The 17,111-nt window shown below is 57.4% G+C and carries 11 protein-coding genes and 1 pseudogene; 11 read left to right on the top strand and 1 reads right to left on the bottom strand.

Annotation, left to right across the window (positions count from 1 at the left end; translation table 11 throughout):
* Positions 1-7: 7 nt before the first annotated feature.
* The 4 genes from MJ606_RS11125 to MJ606_RS11110 all read left to right on the top strand — a co-directional run bounded on the left by MJ606_RS11125 (position 8) and on the right by MJ606_RS11110 (position 5,320).
* Entirely contained in the window at positions 8-1,261 is a 1,254-nt protein-coding gene (locus tag MJ606_RS11125) for a DUF4105 domain-containing protein (RefSeq protein ID WP_243049594.1), read from the top strand.
* 46 nt (positions 1,262-1,307) lie between these two features.
* On the top strand, positions 1,308-2,324 hold the full coding sequence (corA, locus tag MJ606_RS11120) for a magnesium/cobalt transporter CorA (RefSeq protein ID WP_243049593.1): 1,017 nt from the start codon (positions 1,308-1,310) through the stop codon (positions 2,322-2,324).
* A gap of 92 nt (positions 2,325-2,416) precedes the next feature.
* Positions 2,417-3,388, top strand: coding sequence for an IS5 family transposase (locus tag MJ606_RS11115; RefSeq protein WP_243049853.1), 972 nt, complete (start codon positions 2,417-2,419; stop codon positions 3,386-3,388).
* A 222-nt stretch (positions 3,389-3,610) separates the two neighbouring features.
* A complete protein-coding gene (locus MJ606_RS11110; protein WP_243049592.1) occupies positions 3,611-5,320 on the top strand; it encodes a hypothetical protein in 1,710 nt (569 codons plus the stop codon).
* A gap of 81 nt (positions 5,321-5,401) precedes the next feature.
* On the opposite strand, the gene MJ606_RS11105 is transcribed toward MJ606_RS11110, so the two are convergent.
* Positions 5,402-7,504 (bottom strand): S9 family peptidase, encoded by a 2,103-nt coding sequence (locus MJ606_RS11105; protein ID WP_243049591.1) that lies wholly within the window; start codon positions 7,502-7,504, stop codon positions 5,402-5,404.
* A gap of 442 nt (positions 7,505-7,946) precedes the next feature.
* On the opposite strand from MJ606_RS11105, the gene MJ606_RS11095 reads away from it, so the two are divergent.
* The 7 genes and pseudogenes from MJ606_RS11095 to MJ606_RS11065 form a co-directional block, all read left to right on the top strand.
* Complete coding sequence (locus MJ606_RS11095; RefSeq protein ID WP_279236806.1) at positions 7,947-8,378, top strand: pilin; 432 nt, start codon at positions 7,947-7,949, stop codon at positions 8,376-8,378.
* 334 nt (positions 8,379-8,712) lie between these two features.
* The gene (locus MJ606_RS11090) at positions 8,713-9,168 is read left to right on the top strand and encodes a pilin (RefSeq protein ID WP_243049590.1); all 456 of its coding nucleotides are present in this window, start codon (positions 8,713-8,715) and stop codon (positions 9,166-9,168) included.
* 137 nt (positions 9,169-9,305) lie between these two features.
* Complete coding sequence (locus tag MJ606_RS11085) at positions 9,306-11,267, top strand: hypothetical protein (protein ID WP_243049589.1); 1,962 nt, start codon at positions 9,306-9,308, stop codon at positions 11,265-11,267.
* Between the two features lie 323 nt (positions 11,268-11,590).
* Entirely contained in the window at positions 11,591-13,315 is a 1,725-nt protein-coding gene (locus MJ606_RS11080) for a phosphoethanolamine transferase (RefSeq protein ID WP_243049588.1), read from the top strand.
* 320 nt (positions 13,316-13,635) lie between these two features.
* Positions 13,636-15,657, top strand: coding sequence for a hypothetical protein (locus MJ606_RS11075; RefSeq protein WP_243049587.1), 2,022 nt, complete (start codon positions 13,636-13,638; stop codon positions 15,655-15,657).
* 61 nt (positions 15,658-15,718) lie between these two features.
* Entirely contained in the window at positions 15,719-16,666 is a 948-nt protein-coding gene (locus MJ606_RS11070; RefSeq protein ID WP_243049586.1) for a hypothetical protein, read from the top strand.
* A gap of 123 nt (positions 16,667-16,789) precedes the next feature.
* Positions 16,790-17,111, top strand: a pseudogene (locus MJ606_RS11065) (transposase); the annotation flags it as partial.

Raw genomic sequence — 17,111 nt, 5'->3', positions numbered from 1 at the left:
GACGCCGATGAAGGCCACCACCAACACTCTTCGGCGCGTCCTGTCGGGCTTTGCGTTGCTGATGCTGGCTTGCGTGCTCGGCTGGGCGCCGCGTGCGCAAGCCGGCGTGGCCGATGCCCCGGGCAGCAACCTGCAGGTATCGCTGATCACTTACGGCCCGGGCGACACTTACTGGGAACGCTTCGGCCACGACGCCATCGAACTGCGCGACACCGTCAGCGGTGAGGCTGTCACCTTCAACTACGGTGTGTTCGACTTTGACGAAAAGGGTTTCCTGCTCCATTTCGCCGCCGGCCGCATGCACTACCTGATGGACGCCGCGCCAAGCGACGTCGACCAGCAGTACTACGTGCAGGTCGGCCGCTCGGTGACGCGCCAGCACCTGGCCTTCACCCCGGCCCAGGCGGCGGACCTGCGCGACTACCTGCTATGGAACCTGCGCCCGGAAAACGTGCGCTATCCCTACGACTACTACGCCAACAACTGCGCCACCCGCGTACGCGACGCGCTGGACAAGGCGCTTGGCGGCATCATCAAGCAACAACTCGAAGCGCGCCCCGCCGGCATGACCTACCGCCAGCAGACCGCCCGGCTGATGAGCGAGCAAGCGTGGCTGATGCTCATCCTCGACCTCGGCCTTGGCCCCTACGCCGACCAGCCATTGAATGCATGGCAGGAAAGCTTCCTGCCGATGGTGCTGCAGGTTGATATGCGCCAGGTGAAGGTTGTCGATGGCCAGGGCGGACAACACCCGCTGGTGCAGGACGAACAGCTGCTATCGCCGAACCAGCTCGCCCCCCCGCCCGCCCAAGCACCCGACCTGCGCCTGCCGCTGGCGCTTGCCGGCCTCGCCTTCGCCGCACTACTGCTGATCGCCCGCCGCTACGCACCAACCGTCTACGCCTTGCTCGGCTCGCTCTACTTGGTGTTGGCCGGCTTCGTCGGCATCGCGCTGTTGGTGCTGTGGACCCTCACCACCCATCACTCGGCCTGGGCCAATGCCAACCTGCTGCTGTTCAATCCGCTCGCCTTCCTGCTGGTGACGGCCCTGTGGCGCTCGCGCCGCGGCGCCATGCCCTCACGGCTGGTCGACGGCTTGATCGTGGTGCAGTTGCTGGCCGTGCTGGCAGCCCTGGCATTGCACCTGCTCCCCGGTGTCGTGCAGCAGAATCAGCCATGGTTGTTGTTCGCGTTGCCGTGCTGGCTGGTGTTGGCTTGGTGCCTGCGCCAGAAGCAAGCGCCGCGGGCCATCACCCGCTGAGCCTGCTGTCGTTGCCCTGTCTCATGCAGCAGCGCATCATTTGCCCATGAATCTGACCGCGCCGCCAGCTACCGATCCCTCCGCACCCCAATCCATGGTGATCAATTGCGTGGCCTATCGCTTCGATGGCCAGCGCATCGGCGATATCAGCCTGGATGACATCAGCGAGGTGCTCAAGCAGCCGGACACTTTCGTCTGGGTGGGACTGCATGAGCCCGATGAACCCCTGCTCAGCAAGCTGCAGGAAGAATTTGACCTGCATGACCTGGCCATCGAAGACGCCCAGCATGCGCACCAGCGCACCAAGATCGAGACCTACGGCGATTCGCTGTTCGTGGTGGTGCAGACTGCCCAGCTGATCAGCGGGCATATCGCCTTCGGTGAAACGCACATTTTTCTGGGCGCGCGTTACCTGGTTACCGTGCGGCACGGCGCCTCGCTCTCCTACGCCCCTGCCCGCCGCAACTGCGAACACAGCCCCGAGCTGCTTTCGCTGGGACCGAGCTATGGCCTCTATGGCGTGCTCGACTTCATCGTGGACAACCTGCTACCGATCGTGCGCGATTTCCGCGAGGAACTGCAGGAGCTTGAACAGGACATTTTCTCGGACACGTTCAAGCGCAGCACGATCCGGCGGCTCTACGACATGCAGCGAGATCTGATGACGCTACGGCTGGCCGTAGCCCCCATGCAGGACATCATCAGCCAGCTGGTGCGCCTGCATCCGCAACTGATTCCGGATGAACTGCGCGCGTATTTCCGCGACGTGTACGACCATGTGTTTCGCGTCAACGAATCCATCAGCGCCATGCGCGAGATGCTCGCCGCCGCCATCAACGTGAATCTTTCGCTGGTGACGTTTGGCCAGAATGAAGTGATGAAAAAACTCGCCGGCTGGGCCGCTATGCTTGCGGCCCCAACGCTGCTCACCAGTTGGTACGGGATGAACTTCACGCATATGCCCGAGCTGAGCAAGCCTTGGGCCTATCCGGCAGTAATCGTACTGGTTATAGGGGTGGTGGTAACAATTTACATAGCACTCAAGCGATCTCGTTGGTTCTGAGTATCGAGAATCCCCTAGTATCTCCTAAGGATGCTCTGATTTATTCCCCACATGATGCATCCCAGCGTCATCCCATCGAACCGCGTGCCCCCATGAAGCAAACCACGTTCGCCTCGTTAACCTTCGATGCCAAAAAGAAGCGCACGCGTCGCGAGGTGTTCCTGGCGGAGATGGAGCAAGTGATGCCGTGGTCGGTACTCGAAGCGATCATCGAACCGCACTACCCCAAGGCAGGCCGTCGCGGGCGGCCGCCGATGCCGCTGGGCACCGTGCTGCGCATCCACTTCATGCAGCAGTGGTACGCCTTGAGCGATCCAGGCATGGAGGATGCGCTCTACGAGATCGAGTCGATGCGTCGCTTTGCGCGGCTGGACTTGGCCGATGACGCGTTACCGGACGAGACGACGATCCTGAAGTTCCGCCGGTTGCTGGAGACCCATGAGCTGGCCGGCAAACTGCTGGAGGCGGTTAACGCCCATCTTGGCAAGCAAGGCTTGCTGCTGCGCCAGGGCACCCTTGTGGATGCCACCATCATCCATGCGCCGTCCTCGACCAAGAACAAGGACGGGAAGCGCGATCCGCAGATGCACCAGACGAAGAAGGGAAACCCGTATTTCTTCGGCATGAAGGCACACATTGGCGTGGACGTGGAATCGGGCCTGGTACACACCGTCACGACCACGCCAGCCCATGCGGCGGACGTGACGCAAACCGAGTGCCTGCTGCACGGCAAGGAAAAGAGCGTGTGGGGTGATGCCGGCTATACCGGTGCGGACAAGCGTGAAGGGCTAGCCGGGCGCCGGCTGACTTGGCACATCGCCAGCAGGCCGGGCGAGCTCAAGGCCCTTCCGAATGGCAAGCTGAAAGACGCCACGCGCTACGTGGAATACCTTAAGGCCGCGGTGCGGGCGAAGGTGGAGCACCCGTTCCGAGTGATCAAGCGACAGTTCGGCTATACGAAGGTGCGCTATCGGGGATTGGCAAAAAACACAGGGCAGGTGTTGATGCTGTTTGCGTTGTCGAACGTGTGGATGGCGCGGCGCCGACTGCTGGAGTTGACATGAAGGCCACGGCCCTAGTGAGGGCACGCACCCATCCGCCCTATGGCGCAGCCATTTTGATCTCGACGTATGCTCATGCAGGCAGGGTGATGCGTCGAATGTGATTAGTTCAGAGCATCCCTAAGGTAGGAGAACCATTTCTGCACATGTACATATCTGAGCCAGTCGGATACAGGCTGGATCGCCGCATTTTTATCACAATCAAATAAAGCCTCCGGGGAGAAGATGCACAACAGGCTAAGATACGGCATCGCCGCCATAATTCTCGTAGTAACCGCTTTTATATATTGGCCTGTCGTCCACGCCGACTTTGTATGGGATGACTGGCCGAGCTTTCACGACACACCGTGGCTCACCCAGGGAGACCAATGGAAGCACTATATCTTCCGCGACTTCAACTCCTGGGAACTCTATTTCCGACCACTGGTCGTTGCCTTCTTGACCCTGCAGGTTCGACTTTTTAATAGCGCACCAGGACCGATGCATGCGGTATCGCTTGGATTACACCTAATCAATACACTTCTGGTCGGGACGTTGTCGTGGCGTTGCGGCAAAATGATGGAGGGCAACGGCAATCGATTGATGTGGACGATGGCCGGCTGCATGACCCTCTTCGGCTTGCATCCCGCGCTAATCGAGCCGGTAGCTTGGATCGGCTGCCAGTTTGACCTTGTCACAACGATGCTGGTTTTGCTTGGCCTAGTTGCGAATGTATCAATCAGGCGTGACTTGATTCGCGCAACGACACTTACAGCAATCTTTTTCCTGGCCGCTTGCTCCAAAGAGTCCGCCGTTTCTCTCCCTCTATTGGTCGTCATTACCGACTGGGTTTTGTTTGCACGGAAATCGAACGAAAGCATGCCAGCGTCTTTCCGATCACTTCTCCACCGAAACTGGATTGCGTATGCAGGTATGTTCCTGGCGGGAATTATCTACCTCTGTTTTCGCCACTGGGCACTTGGAGGCATCAAAAATCCCTTCAATAGCGACACACCCGCCGCTTCCTTCATTGCGCACCTGCAGGAAGCCTGTTTTGTTTACGTGCGCTATCTAAGGACAATGGTTTGGCCCATCTATGGGATGAGTCCGATCCATCCCCTAGATGTCCAACCATTTACGTTCATCTCAGTCCAGTCGATTCTTACCGACATTTTGGCCCTCGGCATCTTCTTGCCTAGCTTATATTTAGCCATCAAGCGAGCATCATCGACAGCATGCATCATCTTAGCGGCAACTGCGGCACTTCTACCTGTTTTGCATGTGATCCCGCTTAGCTTTGAACGAAGCCTCTATCACGAACGCTATGCAACAACCGCTTTGGCTGTCGTTTGCAGCCTACTGCCTCTTGTGTGCTGGCCGCGGACTTTTTCCATCAAGAGGCTGCCACGAAGGCCGACTGTTACTCTATTTGCGGCGGGCATCTTCCTGTGGCTTGCATTTGCCATTGTCGACATTCGCATCATCCTGCCGATGTGGTCAAATGACACAAACCTTTGGCGCTGGGCGCTGGCAGTTAACCCTCAAGCCTCGCAAGCCAAGGACAATCTGCTGCATACGTACATCAAAAATAAGGACTACAGCCACGCCCGCGAACTGGGAAGTCAGCTGCTGGCCGACCCAGCGCCTTGCGCCAATTGCATGCTGATGATCGCCAAACTAGCAGTCAACGATAAGGATTCGACGCGAGCGGAAATAGCACTGGAACGAGCAAGACGTTCCCCTCTTCTCTTAATGGACAAGGGGATGCTAAGCACGTATTACGTTACGACAGGACAGATGCTCATCCTCCAAGGGAAATTGGACGACGCCGAGAATGTGTTACGCGCGGCAAGCTCACTCACACCGGCAGACCCCTTGACGGAAAGCACTCTGGAGGAAGTAATGTCGCTCAAACGCAGCCAACCATCCCAGAGTAATTCAACCCTCTCAAACTAACGTGCCTCAGCCATTTCAATCATCAGCAAACAAAGGCGACCTCCAGGGCCGCCTTTGTTTTTCTGTCGAGACCTATCACTATTAGTTCAATTTCGTTGCCGATGCATCCGCTGAAGTCCACTGCTTCAACCACGCATTCACCGTCTCATGCCACTGCACGCTGTTCTGCGGCTTCAGCACCCAGTGGTTTTCATCCGGAAAATGCAGCAGTTGACTGGGAATACCGCGACGCTGCAGTGCGGTGAATGCGCCCAGGCCCTGCGTATCGGGAATACGGAAATCCTGCGCCGAGTGGATCACCAGCATCGGCACACGCCAATCCTTGACATGGTTGACAGGGTTGAACTTCTCGTAGTTCTCCGGGTGCTCGAATGGCGTGCCGCCGTTCTCGCGCTCCTCGAACCATAGCTCTTCGGTGTCGTAGTACATGGCGCGTGCATCGAACACGCCGTCATGATCGACCAGGCACTTCCACGGCTCATTCCACACGCCGGCGATCCAGTAAATCATGTAGCCGCCGTAGCTGGCGCCGAGTGCGCAGGCACGGTCACCATCGAGGAAGCTGTACTTGGCCAGCGCGGCTTTCCAACCAGCCTTGAGATCTTCCAGCGGCTTGCCGCCCCAATCACCCGAAATGGAATCGGTGAAGGCCTGGCCGTAACCGGTGGAACCGTGGAAGTTGATGGTGACCACGGCGAAGCCCTGGCCCGCATAGGTCTGCGGGTTCCAGCGATAGCTCCAGCCGTTTTCCATCGCGCCCTGCGGACCGCCATGGATGATGAAGGCCACCGGGTATTTCTTGCCGGACTTGTAGCCAACCGGCTTCACCACATAGCCCTGCACCGTCTCGTTGTTCCAGCCCTTGAAGGTGAAGAACTCCGGGTCGCCCATCTGCGCATTCTTCAGGCGATTGGCGTTGTAGTGGGTAACCTGCTTGAGGCCCTTGCCGCGCAGGTCGGCAACGTAGAGGTCGGCCGAACGCTTGAGGTCATCGCGCTGAACCAGCAGGTGTGACTTGCCCAGCGCATAGCCGCCGACGGTGCCGTCGGTCACCACCGTGCTGACCTTGCCGGTGGCCACATCGATGGCGAACAGCGGATGCTGGCCGTTATCGTCCGCCGTGGCGTAAAGCGTCTTGCCATCATCGGAAACCTGCAGGCTGCCGGCGGAGCGATCCCAGTTTGGCGCCACTTCGCGCTTCTGGCCGGTGGCCAGGTCCAACGCCATGATGCCGAAGCGATCCGCCTCGGACACCGGCGTCTTCATGGCCAGGTAGTACAGCGTCTTGCCATCGGGCGAGGCCACCGGAAAGGCATCCCACGCCAGGTTGGCTGCCGTGAGGTTGCGCGGTGCGGCGGAACCATCGGCGGGCACGCTGTAGACGTCGAAGTTGGTCGACCACGGCTCGGCCTTGCCGGCGATGCGCACGTCGAAATAAACCGTCTTGCCATCGGGCGAGAAGCTGAATTCGCCATCGTCTCCGAACGGCTTGCTCGGCACGTCGCCGTCGATGCCGCGGGTCAGCAGCACCGGCTGCTCGGCGGCATGGTCCAGATCGGCGATAAAGAGCTGCGCGCGGCGACCGTCAGACCATGTGTCCCAATGACGCACGAACAGCTTGTCGTAGACGGTGCCGGAAGCCTTGTCCGCCGCACGGCCATCCAGGCGTTCCTTAGTGCAGGCCAGGTCGGCGCAGTCGGTGAAGACGCCAAACGTCAACAACGCCTTCTTGCCATCCGGCGAAAGCTTGTAGCCATCGACGTCGATCGGGGCATTCGTCACCGGTACGGCCTGCGCGGCCTGCGGGTCCACAACCTTGCCGGATGTACCCAGCGGACGACGCCACAGCTGCGCGACACCATCTTTCGGCGCCACGTAGTAGAAGGCGCTGCCATCCGGCGCCCAGCGCGGGCCGGAGGCCTTGTCGACCAGCCTGACCGGATCGCCGCCCTTGTCGAGATCCAACAGGTAGATCGAGGTGACGCCCTTGTTGGCCGCGTAGTCGGTGACGCGCACGGTATAAAGCGCGTAACGGCCATCGGGCGACAGCTGCGGGTCGCCGACGCGGTCCATCATCACCAGATCACGGATACTGAACGGATGCGGGCCGTGGTTCTCGACCTCGGCCGCTACCGCAGAGGTTCCGGCCAGCGCGAGCGCCAGCGCGACAAACAAGGGTTTCATCGGGGGGTTTCCTGGGTGCTACGAGTGCGCTGACGGTAAGAGGCGCGGCGGCCCGGCGCAAGCTCTTACCCCCTTCCAACCCGGGCGGGGAGGGAGATGAGGCGCAGCTATACCCCACCGCAGTACCCATGATCGACGCCACCGCGACAGCCGTTGCCCCCTCTGCTACCGGGGTCAGCATGCCCCCAAGGTCTGTACGTCTGTTCCTCTAACCAAGATATGGGAGCGCTTCTCCTTCTACGGCATGAAGGCGCTGCCAACGCTCCAACCTCGGTGATGAAGCGATGGATCAATGGCGTGTCGGAAATCCAATCCTAGCCGTGACGGGTATCACAAATTCTTGCGCCATCTTGATCGATGCAGGCCGACCCTGACATAACCCTTCGGTCTTGGTACAAAAGCTGCTGCGCTCGTCCCCGACATACCTTGGGGGGAGCTTGCCATGTCACGCCCGCGATTCAACGCAGGCTTTACGCTTATCGAGTTGATGATTGTCGTGGCCATCATCGCCATCATCGCGGCTATCGCCATTCCGCAGTATCAAACCTACATGGTGCGCGCGCAAATGACGGCTGCCCTGGCAGAGATCGATCCCGGACGAACCGCATATGAAACCCTAGTCAACCAGGGCACTACCAACGGTGCCGTCTACGCAAACGTAGACAACCTGGGGCTTGCATCTCAGACGTCTCGCTGTTCCACGATCTCAGCCATCACCCCTGTGGATGGCGCCGGCTACATCAACTGTGCATTGCAGAACAGCATTCTGCCACCAGGCGGATACATTCAGCTCAACCGTAATACTTCCGGGCAATGGTCCTGCGTCTCGAATGTAGATCCTAAATACCTGCCCGCAAGTTGCGTCAGCAGCTAAACAACGGAGTCGAAAGGTGACCAAAAATGTCATCACGTGACCACCATGGTCGCACCAGCGACGAGACGCACTATTCCCACGAGACCCGATCCGCAGTAATGGCAAGACAGTCCAGCGTCCGGCTTGTTGCTTAGTGCCAACCCCTGCACAATCCCACCACCTGCCTGCGGGCAGGGGCCTGCCAGAGGTAGTAGTGGCATACAAGATGCTGCAACTGCCACGAGTTTCCTGGTCGTTCCACGACAATTGTGGGGGACCGGATCCGCCTAGGGGGTACGGGACCGGGGCTCAGGGGCACAACCTACGGTTAGCTAACCAAAACAGAGGAACCACCATGAAGAATGCACAGAAGGGCTTCACCCTTATCGAACTGATGATCGTGGTTGCGATCATCGCGATCCTGGCGGCCATTGCTATTCCGCAATACCAGACCTACGTCGTTCGCTCGCAGGTCACCCGCGTGGTTGGTGAAACCGGCGACATGAAGGTTGCCGTTGAGGACTGCCTCAACGCCGGTGCAACCACCTTTGGCAGCCCGGCCAGCTGCGTCGACACCAGCACCTCCTCCGACCTCCTCTCGGGCAATAATGGACATCCGACCGTTGGTTCCTGGGGGCAGACCGCCACCATCACCGGCACCTTTGGTAACCATGCCAACTCTGCTCTCAACGGCGGCTCCATCGTCTGGACCCGCAATGCGAGCGGTGGTTGGACCTGCTCCGCCCCTGGCGTGGTGGCGAAATACGCCCCGGCCAGCTGTCCGTCCGCTGCTGCCGCCTCGGGTGGCTAAGCTGTAGCAATTCCGGACAGGAATCCTTGTTACGGATCAGCGAGGGCCGCCACCATGGCGGCCCTCGCCTTTTGACATCCACGAAAACAACAAGAGTCAAGCTCATGCGGCTACATTTCCGGCCCCTTACATACCCGATGCTGCTCACTCTTGGCCTGCTGGGCGTTGCTCTTATTTCGTTCTGGCCCGCATTATCCGGTGGCTTCATCTTTGACGACTATCCGATCTTTGCCGAGAACCCGGCCATTCACGTCGGTAGCTGGCACTGGCACGACCTGCAGCAGGTATGGGGGTGGTCACGCATCAACATACAGCGCCCCATTGCAATGTTGAGCTTTGCATTGAACTACGCATGGGGAGGCAGCACCTGGGGGTTCAAGGCCACCAATCTCGCGCTTCATCTGTTCAACACCATTCTGTTGATGATGCTAACTCAGCGCTTACTGCAGGTAGGCTGGACATCAACCAATAACTCCGAAGCCGAGCATCAACGTCGGCGCGTTACGGGTTATTGGGCCATAGGTATCGCAACACTGTGGGCCATCCATCCACTGCAAGTTTCCGCCGTGATGTACGTAGTGCAGCGCATGGAGTTGCTGGGCTTTGCATTCGTGCTGCTTGCGCTGCTGTCGTACTGGCGCGCGCGTCGCCGACAAATGGAAGGGCATCGCGCCTGGCCTTGGCTTGGCTTGTGCGCCATGCTGACGGTGATTGGCTATTACGCCAAGGAAACCGCCGTACTGGTGCCTGGCTATGCCCTATTGCTGGAGCTGACCCTGCTGCATTTTTCGGCTCAGGCGTCCACTACCCGCCGCGCTTGGAAAATTACCTACCTCGGCGGAGGCCTACTGGCGGCGCTGGTCTTCATGTTCTACCTGTTGCCGCACTACACCACCGATGCGGCTTACGCCGCACGCAACTACAACGCCTGGCAGCGCGAACTGACCCAGCTTCGCGTACTTTCGCTGTACATAGGCTGGATACTGCTGCCGCTGCCGAACCTGTTGCATTTCTACTACGACAATTACCCCGCTTCTCAAGATCTGCTACACCCCATCACTACCCTACTCGGCGGCCTGTTTCTAATTGGCCTTGTTGCCTTGGTTGTCGCCATGCGGAAACGTCGCCCCCTGCTCGCCCTTGGCATAGGTTGGTTCTTTGTGGCCCACGGCCTGACCAGTGCGCCAATTTCCTTGGAGCTGGTGTTTGAACACCGAAATTACCCAGCACTCTTCGGCATATTGCTGGCATTGGCCGATCTGCTATGGCTCTCTACTCGCTGCGCCGACCAGCGCGTCATCGTGCTGATCGCCGGCATATTGGTGCTCAACTTCGGCCTACTGACCTTTATTCGCTCTTCTATCTGGGGAAACAGATTGTTGCTGGCGCAAAACTTGGTCGATGACAACCCAGGCTCCGCTCGCGCCGCTTATGATTTGGCACGGCGCTACATGTTCATGGCACAGAACAACCCGAGCTCACCGCTCTATTCGCTCAGCATCAAGGAGCTGAGGAGGGCAACTACGCTACCCAGCGCCTCGCCCATGGCGGAAGAAGCCCTGCTTCTCGTCAATGCAGAACACCACGATCAACCAGATGTTCCTGCGCTTTGGGAAAGTTTTTTCGACAAGCTGAGAAACCGTCCGCTAGGTCCAGAGGCTTACCTCGCCCTGGACAAGCTGACAACCGAGCGCCTACAGGGAAAAACAGATATTGACGCCCAGCAGCTGGCGCGTGCCTATGAAATCGTCATTAAACGCGTGCCCGCCCGAGCCAACCTGCATGCAAGCTATGCGGAGCTTGGTGGTGCGGTGTTGCACGACACCAACCTGGCTATCCAGCACTGGCAGCAGGCGCTGCGACTCGACAAGGACGTTGCCGGATACGCCCGACAGCTCGCTAGCTACCTGCTGGAAAACCATCGATATCAGGAAGCCCAAGCGGTAATCGCCCAAGCCTGGCAGTTGCAGCCCACGCTGCGCAGCGATGCTGCGCTGCTCACCATGCAAAGCAAGGCCACAAAGGAACTAGCCGCCTCCCAACTCTCGGCTGGGCCGCTCCAATCGGCACATGAAGTCAACGGAGGCAGGCGTCAATAAAACATAAGACCAGGTCCGAACCATCGCGCGTGTACGCCGGTTATCCTTTATATCCGCCTTATTGGGAATATTTCCACGATACGCGACGGGATGGTCCAGCTAGAAAGCGGACGACTCAAGTCCCTAATCATCACGTGTCTCGCCCACGATAAAGTAAGCCATGCCGATCTATCCCGCCACATTCTGGTCCGTCATTGCACCGACGCCACCTCGAATTTGCAAGATGGATTGGCGCATCGAACATTGCAGGCTTCCCGATATCCCCGCCAAGCACCATGTCATGCATCGGCATGCTACAAATTCACTCATCTCGGCTGCACTGTATGTCGATCGATAGCTTCTATATAGACGCCCCACCGAGACGCAGCTATGTCAGATTGCCCTCTCTCATTGGCCTGGCGAGCGTATGCGCACTCCCTTCTCTCACCTTGGCACTTAAAAAAGCGCAGTCTCTCGAATGGGATCAAACAACGGTCATCCTCAGCAGCACCTTTCTGAGTCTCTTTGTCTTGACTGCGGCATACAGCCGCCTTCCCCGTCTTATCGTCACCGTTTTAACCATCTTGGCAATCATCGGAATAGGAGAGGTTGCATTCATCCGTGAATATGGCTGGACATTCGATGCCAACTCGATCTCCCTACTGCTAGAAACCAATCGTGCTGAAGCATCGGATTTCTTCAGCTCCCTGCCTTCTTTTCTGCTGCTGAGCTTCACCCTTCCGGCCATTCTCGGCTATCTGGCATGGCCAGAAAGCCGCGCTTATAACCGGCTATGGAGACCCCGCCTATTGGTCTATAGCGTGATCACATGGATCGCCATTACCTGTATCGCAGGGCTACCCACCATGGACAATTCCGGTGCACAAGCATCGACACCTGTATTTCCTATGGAAAAACGAGGCCAAGATAAAGCCATTGAAGCAACCTATCCCACAGGGCTCCCCTGGGTCATATATAGCTTTCTAAACGAACGGCGAGCATTGGTATCCGCAATCTCCAGAGACAAGGACTTCAGATTTACGGTCCACCCACCAGTAACGAATGGTCATCGACGTTTCTACGTACTAGTCATCGGCGAAACATCGCGTGCAGACCACTGGGGCCTAAACGGCTATCAGCGAGACACCACTCCGGAGCTCTCGCAGCGTGGTGATGTAGTGTCATTCAAACGGATGTATACGCCCTGGCCTTTTACACGCTTGGCGGTACCCCTGATGATCAGCCGCAAGCCAAGTACGATAGCCAGCCCTGCATTTGCAGAGGCCTCCATCGTCACCGTATTCAAGCAAGCAGGATTTCGAACCTCCTGGATTTCGCTCCAGGCGCCGGTAGGTTTTCACGATTCCCCCATTTCAACTTATGCCTACGAATCAGATGATGTTCGGTTCTTGAATCCTGTGGACTATCGCTATGAGGGCAAGCACGATGATGCAGCGGTCGCGGAGTTGCGGCAGCTCATTGATGCTCCCAATCAAAAAGACAACTTTGTCGTCATCCATACATTGGGCAGCCATTTCCGCTATACCGACAGATACCCGAGGACGTTCGCAAAATTCACTCCCGACGATCCGAATGGTACTCAGGCACAACTATTCAATCGAAATGACAAGCAAGTCCTGATCAACGGCTATGACAACACCATTCTTTTCACAGACCATGTCTTGAGCAGTCTCATTAACGAACTTGCCAGGCATGAGAACATGGAAAGCTGGCTACTCTATTCTTCAGATCACGGCGAGGCCCTTTTTGATGACTGCCGCATGCAGAGCGGGCATGGACAGTTTTCAAAAGCGACTCAACACCCCGCAGCTTTGTTCTGGCCTTCGCCGCTCTATAAGAAGTTGAATCAGGACAAGGTATCTCTTATGCAGAGCCGGCGGGACATGCTAGCTTCGACCGATATGTTTTTTGAAACCATGACTGATCTGGCTGGGATCACCGTAGATGGCAACCGCCCGAACAATAGCTTGTTATCTGTACATCCACGACTACCTAATGAAATCGAGCAGGTTGAAGTCGATTTTAAATGTCCGGCGGGCAAATTGTAGCGTGCATAAACTAGATGGAACTGACAGAGCGAATACGACTCCATCAGATATCTCGCGGACCGTACGGGCCATGAAAGATTCCTGTGGCCACACAAAGGAGGCCGCACACCCCGAACCTCAGGACAGCGGACCCAGTGTTCAACCGCCTCGGTCCAACCAAAGCTAGCCTGCTGTAAGCTGCTCTGGTCCATTTAACAACCTAGCCACGGCTGAACTTGTGTCAAGCGAGCCAAACCTAAAGGCTGGAACGATGCGCCGAACGCTGTAAGCTGCTGCCATCCCAGTCGATGCCGACTCCAGAACTTGTGGCGCATTTCTTTATGTCATCCCGTTCGGGCTGGCGCCTGCTAGCGCTGACCCTGCTCATTACCACCTTGCTCTATTGGCCTGGCCTTCACGGTGGCTGGCTGTTTGACGACTACCCAAATATTGTAGACAACAAGGGGGTCCAGCCTGATGACGCTACTGTCTCCTCGCTGATCAATGCTGCGCTTTCTTCGCCATCGAGCGAGTTCAAACGACCACTCGCCTCGCTGACCTTTGCCGTCAATTTCCTGCTGAACAGGCTGGACCCGTTCTGGATGAAGCTGACGAACCTGATCATCCACCTGCTCAATGGTGTGCTGGTTTTCCTGTTCGTCCGCGCGTTACTTCAGTGCGTGGCGCCCTGGACTATGGCAAATCCCGCGGACTCTGCGCAAAACATACGCGCCACATTGTTGGCTCTGCTGATTGCAACTGCCTGGCTGCTACTACCGATCAATCTTACCGCCGTGCTCTACGTCGTACAGCGAATGGAGAGCCTAGCCAATCTCTTCGTACTCGCCGGGCTGATCGGCTATATCCACGGCCGCCGCGTCATACTTGGCGAGGCGAATGGGCGCCTTTTCTCTCCTGGATTTCTGCTGTGCCTGGCAAGCATCACGCTTCCTGCGGGCCTGGGGGTGATGGCCAAGGAAACGGCAGTGATGCTGCCGCTCTATGCACTACTGCTGGAGTGGTGCCTGTTCGACTTTCGAAACCACGCCTCCAACACTCCACTTGGTACATCACCGGCAACGGACCATCGCCTCATTGCGATGTTTGTCGTGATCCTGGTGCTTCCTCTGCTCGCTGGCCTTGGCTATCTCCTACCCGAACTACTGAAGCCCAAGGTGTGGTCGACCCGCGACTTCACCATGGCCACGCGATTACTCAGCGAAGCACGTGTCATCATCGACTACATACTTTGGACGCTGGTGCCCACCCCACATGAGCTATCGTTTTATCATGACGACTTCGACGTCTCGACCGGGCTGCTGGCGCCATGGACCACAATGGCGGGCATCGTCTGCCTAGCCGCTCTCACGACCGCTGTTATCTGGCTTCGGCCCAGGCATCCCATCGCCGCGCTGGGTATCGCACTTTTTATCGGCAGCCATCTTTTGACTGGCACTATCCTGCCGCTGGAGCTTATCTACGAACATCGCAATTACTTCGCCAGCCTTGGCCTGCTGCTTGCCGTCGTGCCAGTCATTACGCCTTTGCCGCTCACACAAGCGACAGGACAACACGCCAAAAGTACAGTATTGCGCCCCCATGAGTGGCTGACTCATGGATTGGCCCTGTTGCCAATCACTCTACTGATGGCTTGGTGGACGTGGCAGACTGCCGCGACCGCATATGCCTGGGGAGAACCCCTGCGCCTCGCCAAAGAGCTGGCAAACCGGGCACCGGAATCACCACGCGCCCAGTATGAACTGGGGCGCACATATATCATCTATTCCAATTATGACCCTGGCTCACCCTATACCCGACTAGCCTATGAGCCGCTTGAGAAGGCCGCGAGCCTTCCCAAGTCTTCCATCCTGCCGCAGCAAGCGCTGATTTTCATGAACTCGCGAATGCATATGCCCATTGAAGAAACATGGTGGAACAGCATGATTGCGAAGCTAGGTTCCAGAAAACCAAGCATACAGGACGAAAGCTCGCTGATTGCACTAATGAACTGCATGCGCGAAAACCAATGTGATCTTCCCAGGCCCCTCATGAAAAGAGCGTTTGAGGCAGCTATCGCTCACCCTGACCCTAGCGCACGCATACTGGCCGCCTACGGTGAATTCGCGTGGAACCAGCTCGCAGACATCCAACTGGGCAAGCAAGAGATGTCTGCCGCGATCAAGGAAGCTCCAACCGAAACTGCATATCGCATAACTCTATTTCACATGCTTGTGTCAGAACGAAGATTCGATGAAGCACATAGGCAATTGAACGAACTCGAACGCCTAAACATCGGAGGCTATCTGGACGATAGGTTGAAAGTGCTCAAAGGCCAGCTCATGTCATCTGGCGAGTCCAAATGACACCCTCACCCCGGAACGCATTGATCGACGCACTGGCAATCGAGCAGCAACATCGCCACATATGAATACTGAGCGATCCAAAACACGCAAATCCTGGTGGCATTGGCTGCGAGTCGGCGGACTTATCTTGGGTTTCGGTTTCATGGCCTGGCTTCTGTCGCAGTTGCTTCGTGACCCAGCCCTTCTGAAAAGCCACTTTGATATGTGTGGCGCCCTGGCGGCAGTTACGGTCGGTGTCATTGGCAACCTTATCGTTGCCATAGCATTCAGCGACATGGTCTCCAAGTCGGCTCCATCGATCTCTTTCGAACGCCGAATCTCGGCCTACTATTACTCACAGCTAGCGAAGTACATTCCAGGCCAGATAGCCGCCCTGCTCATTCAGCGGTCCATTCTTGCCGGGCCACGCGCTTCGACAGCAACGATCATGTCGAACGTGGAGTTGATGATTATCAGCTGCTGGCTTTGCGGTAGTGCAGCAGTCGTCCTACTAGCGCACACGGTAAGTAACGCTGGCGCCATGTTCATTGCGGTCGTCGCGGTCGCAATAGGCACTTGGCTCATTAGGAAGGACTGGCAACCAGTCGTTCAGCAGCTGATCCGGCTAATCCCGCGATATCGCACCTTGCACCATGCTTATCCAGAGGCTCAATGCATTTCGCTGCCGCGATCGATCGCGCTGAGCACGGGAATGTTGGTACTCCCAACCGCCAGCAGCTATATACTCCTCACCTTAGGGATGAATATCGACTACACAGCAGCACTACCGCTGACTGTGTCCCTGATGCTTGCATGGGTAGCCGGGGTTCTAGCTTTCGTATTTCCTGCCGGCATCGGTATCCGAGAGCTTGTCTTCTACCTACTCGGTAAGACGCTCGCATCAACCCCTGGCGCGGAACTGATGGCCGAAGTGGCCATCGCCTCCAGACTTGTGCATGTGCTTATGGACATTGTCGGCGTTACGCTTTTTTTTGCGGCCAGAAAACTATACTCACGCCTAAATCGCTGATTTAAAATGGGCATGCATGACCGCTTCTTGCAACCGGGAAATACCGATTCAGCGGGTAATCCCCCCGCCAATTAGCTGACGTCAGAAGTGGAATTTTCTCGTAGTCTGACCCGAGGAGGTTCCATGAAGAAATCTCGATTCACCGACAGCCAGATTTTGACGGTGCTCAAGCAGGCCGAAGCGGGTACGCCGGTACCGCAGCTGTGCCGCGAGCACGGCATCAGCTCAGCAACGTTCTACAAGTGGCGCAGCAAGTTCGGTGGTATGGATGCCTCACTGATGTCGCAGCTCAAGGAACTGCAGGACGAGAACCGTCGACTGAAGAAGATGTACGCCGATGCCCAACTCAGCGCAGAGCTGTTGAAGGAGGCGATGGCAAAAAAATGGTGAGGCCATCTCAACGCCGGGAGATGGCCCGATGGGTGGTGGGAAGCGGGCGCACAAG

The organism is Dyella sp. RRB7, assembly GCF_022761115.1.
Lineage (GTDB): Bacteria > Pseudomonadota > Gammaproteobacteria > Xanthomonadales > Rhodanobacteraceae > Dyella.
The sequence above is the reverse complement of the archived record's forward strand: the minus strand, read 5'-3'. Positions and strand labels throughout refer to the sequence as shown.

Bases quoted from the DNA above. Each gene is read 5' to 3' on its own strand.
- MJ606_RS11125 (WP_243049594.1), top strand. From the start codon at position 8: ATGAAGGCCACCACCAACACTCTTCGGCGCGTCCTGTCGGGCTTTGCG.
- corA (WP_243049593.1), top strand. From the start codon at position 1,308: ATGAATCTGACCGCGCCGCCAGCTACCGATCCCTCCGCACCCCAATCC.
- MJ606_RS11115 (WP_243049853.1), top strand. From the start codon at position 2,417: ATGAAGCAAACCACGTTCGCCTCGTTAACCTTCGATGCCAAAAAGAAG.
- MJ606_RS11110 (WP_243049592.1), top strand. From the start codon at position 3,611: ATGCACAACAGGCTAAGATACGGCATCGCCGCCATAATTCTCGTAGTA.
- MJ606_RS11105 (WP_243049591.1), bottom strand. From the start codon at position 7,504: ATGAAACCCTTGTTTGTCGCGCTGGCGCTCGCGCTGGCCGGAACCTCT.
- MJ606_RS11095 (WP_279236806.1), top strand. From the start codon at position 7,947: ATGTCACGCCCGCGATTCAACGCAGGCTTTACGCTTATCGAGTTGATG.
- MJ606_RS11090 (WP_243049590.1), top strand. From the start codon at position 8,713: ATGAAGAATGCACAGAAGGGCTTCACCCTTATCGAACTGATGATCGTG.
- MJ606_RS11085 (WP_243049589.1), top strand. From the start codon at position 9,306: ATGCTGCTCACTCTTGGCCTGCTGGGCGTTGCTCTTATTTCGTTCTGG.
- MJ606_RS11080 (WP_243049588.1), top strand. From the start codon at position 11,591: ATGTCGATCGATAGCTTCTATATAGACGCCCCACCGAGACGCAGCTAT.
- MJ606_RS11075 (WP_243049587.1), top strand. From the start codon at position 13,636: ATGTCATCCCGTTCGGGCTGGCGCCTGCTAGCGCTGACCCTGCTCATT.
- MJ606_RS11070 (WP_243049586.1), top strand. From the start codon at position 15,719: ATGAATACTGAGCGATCCAAAACACGCAAATCCTGGTGGCATTGGCTG.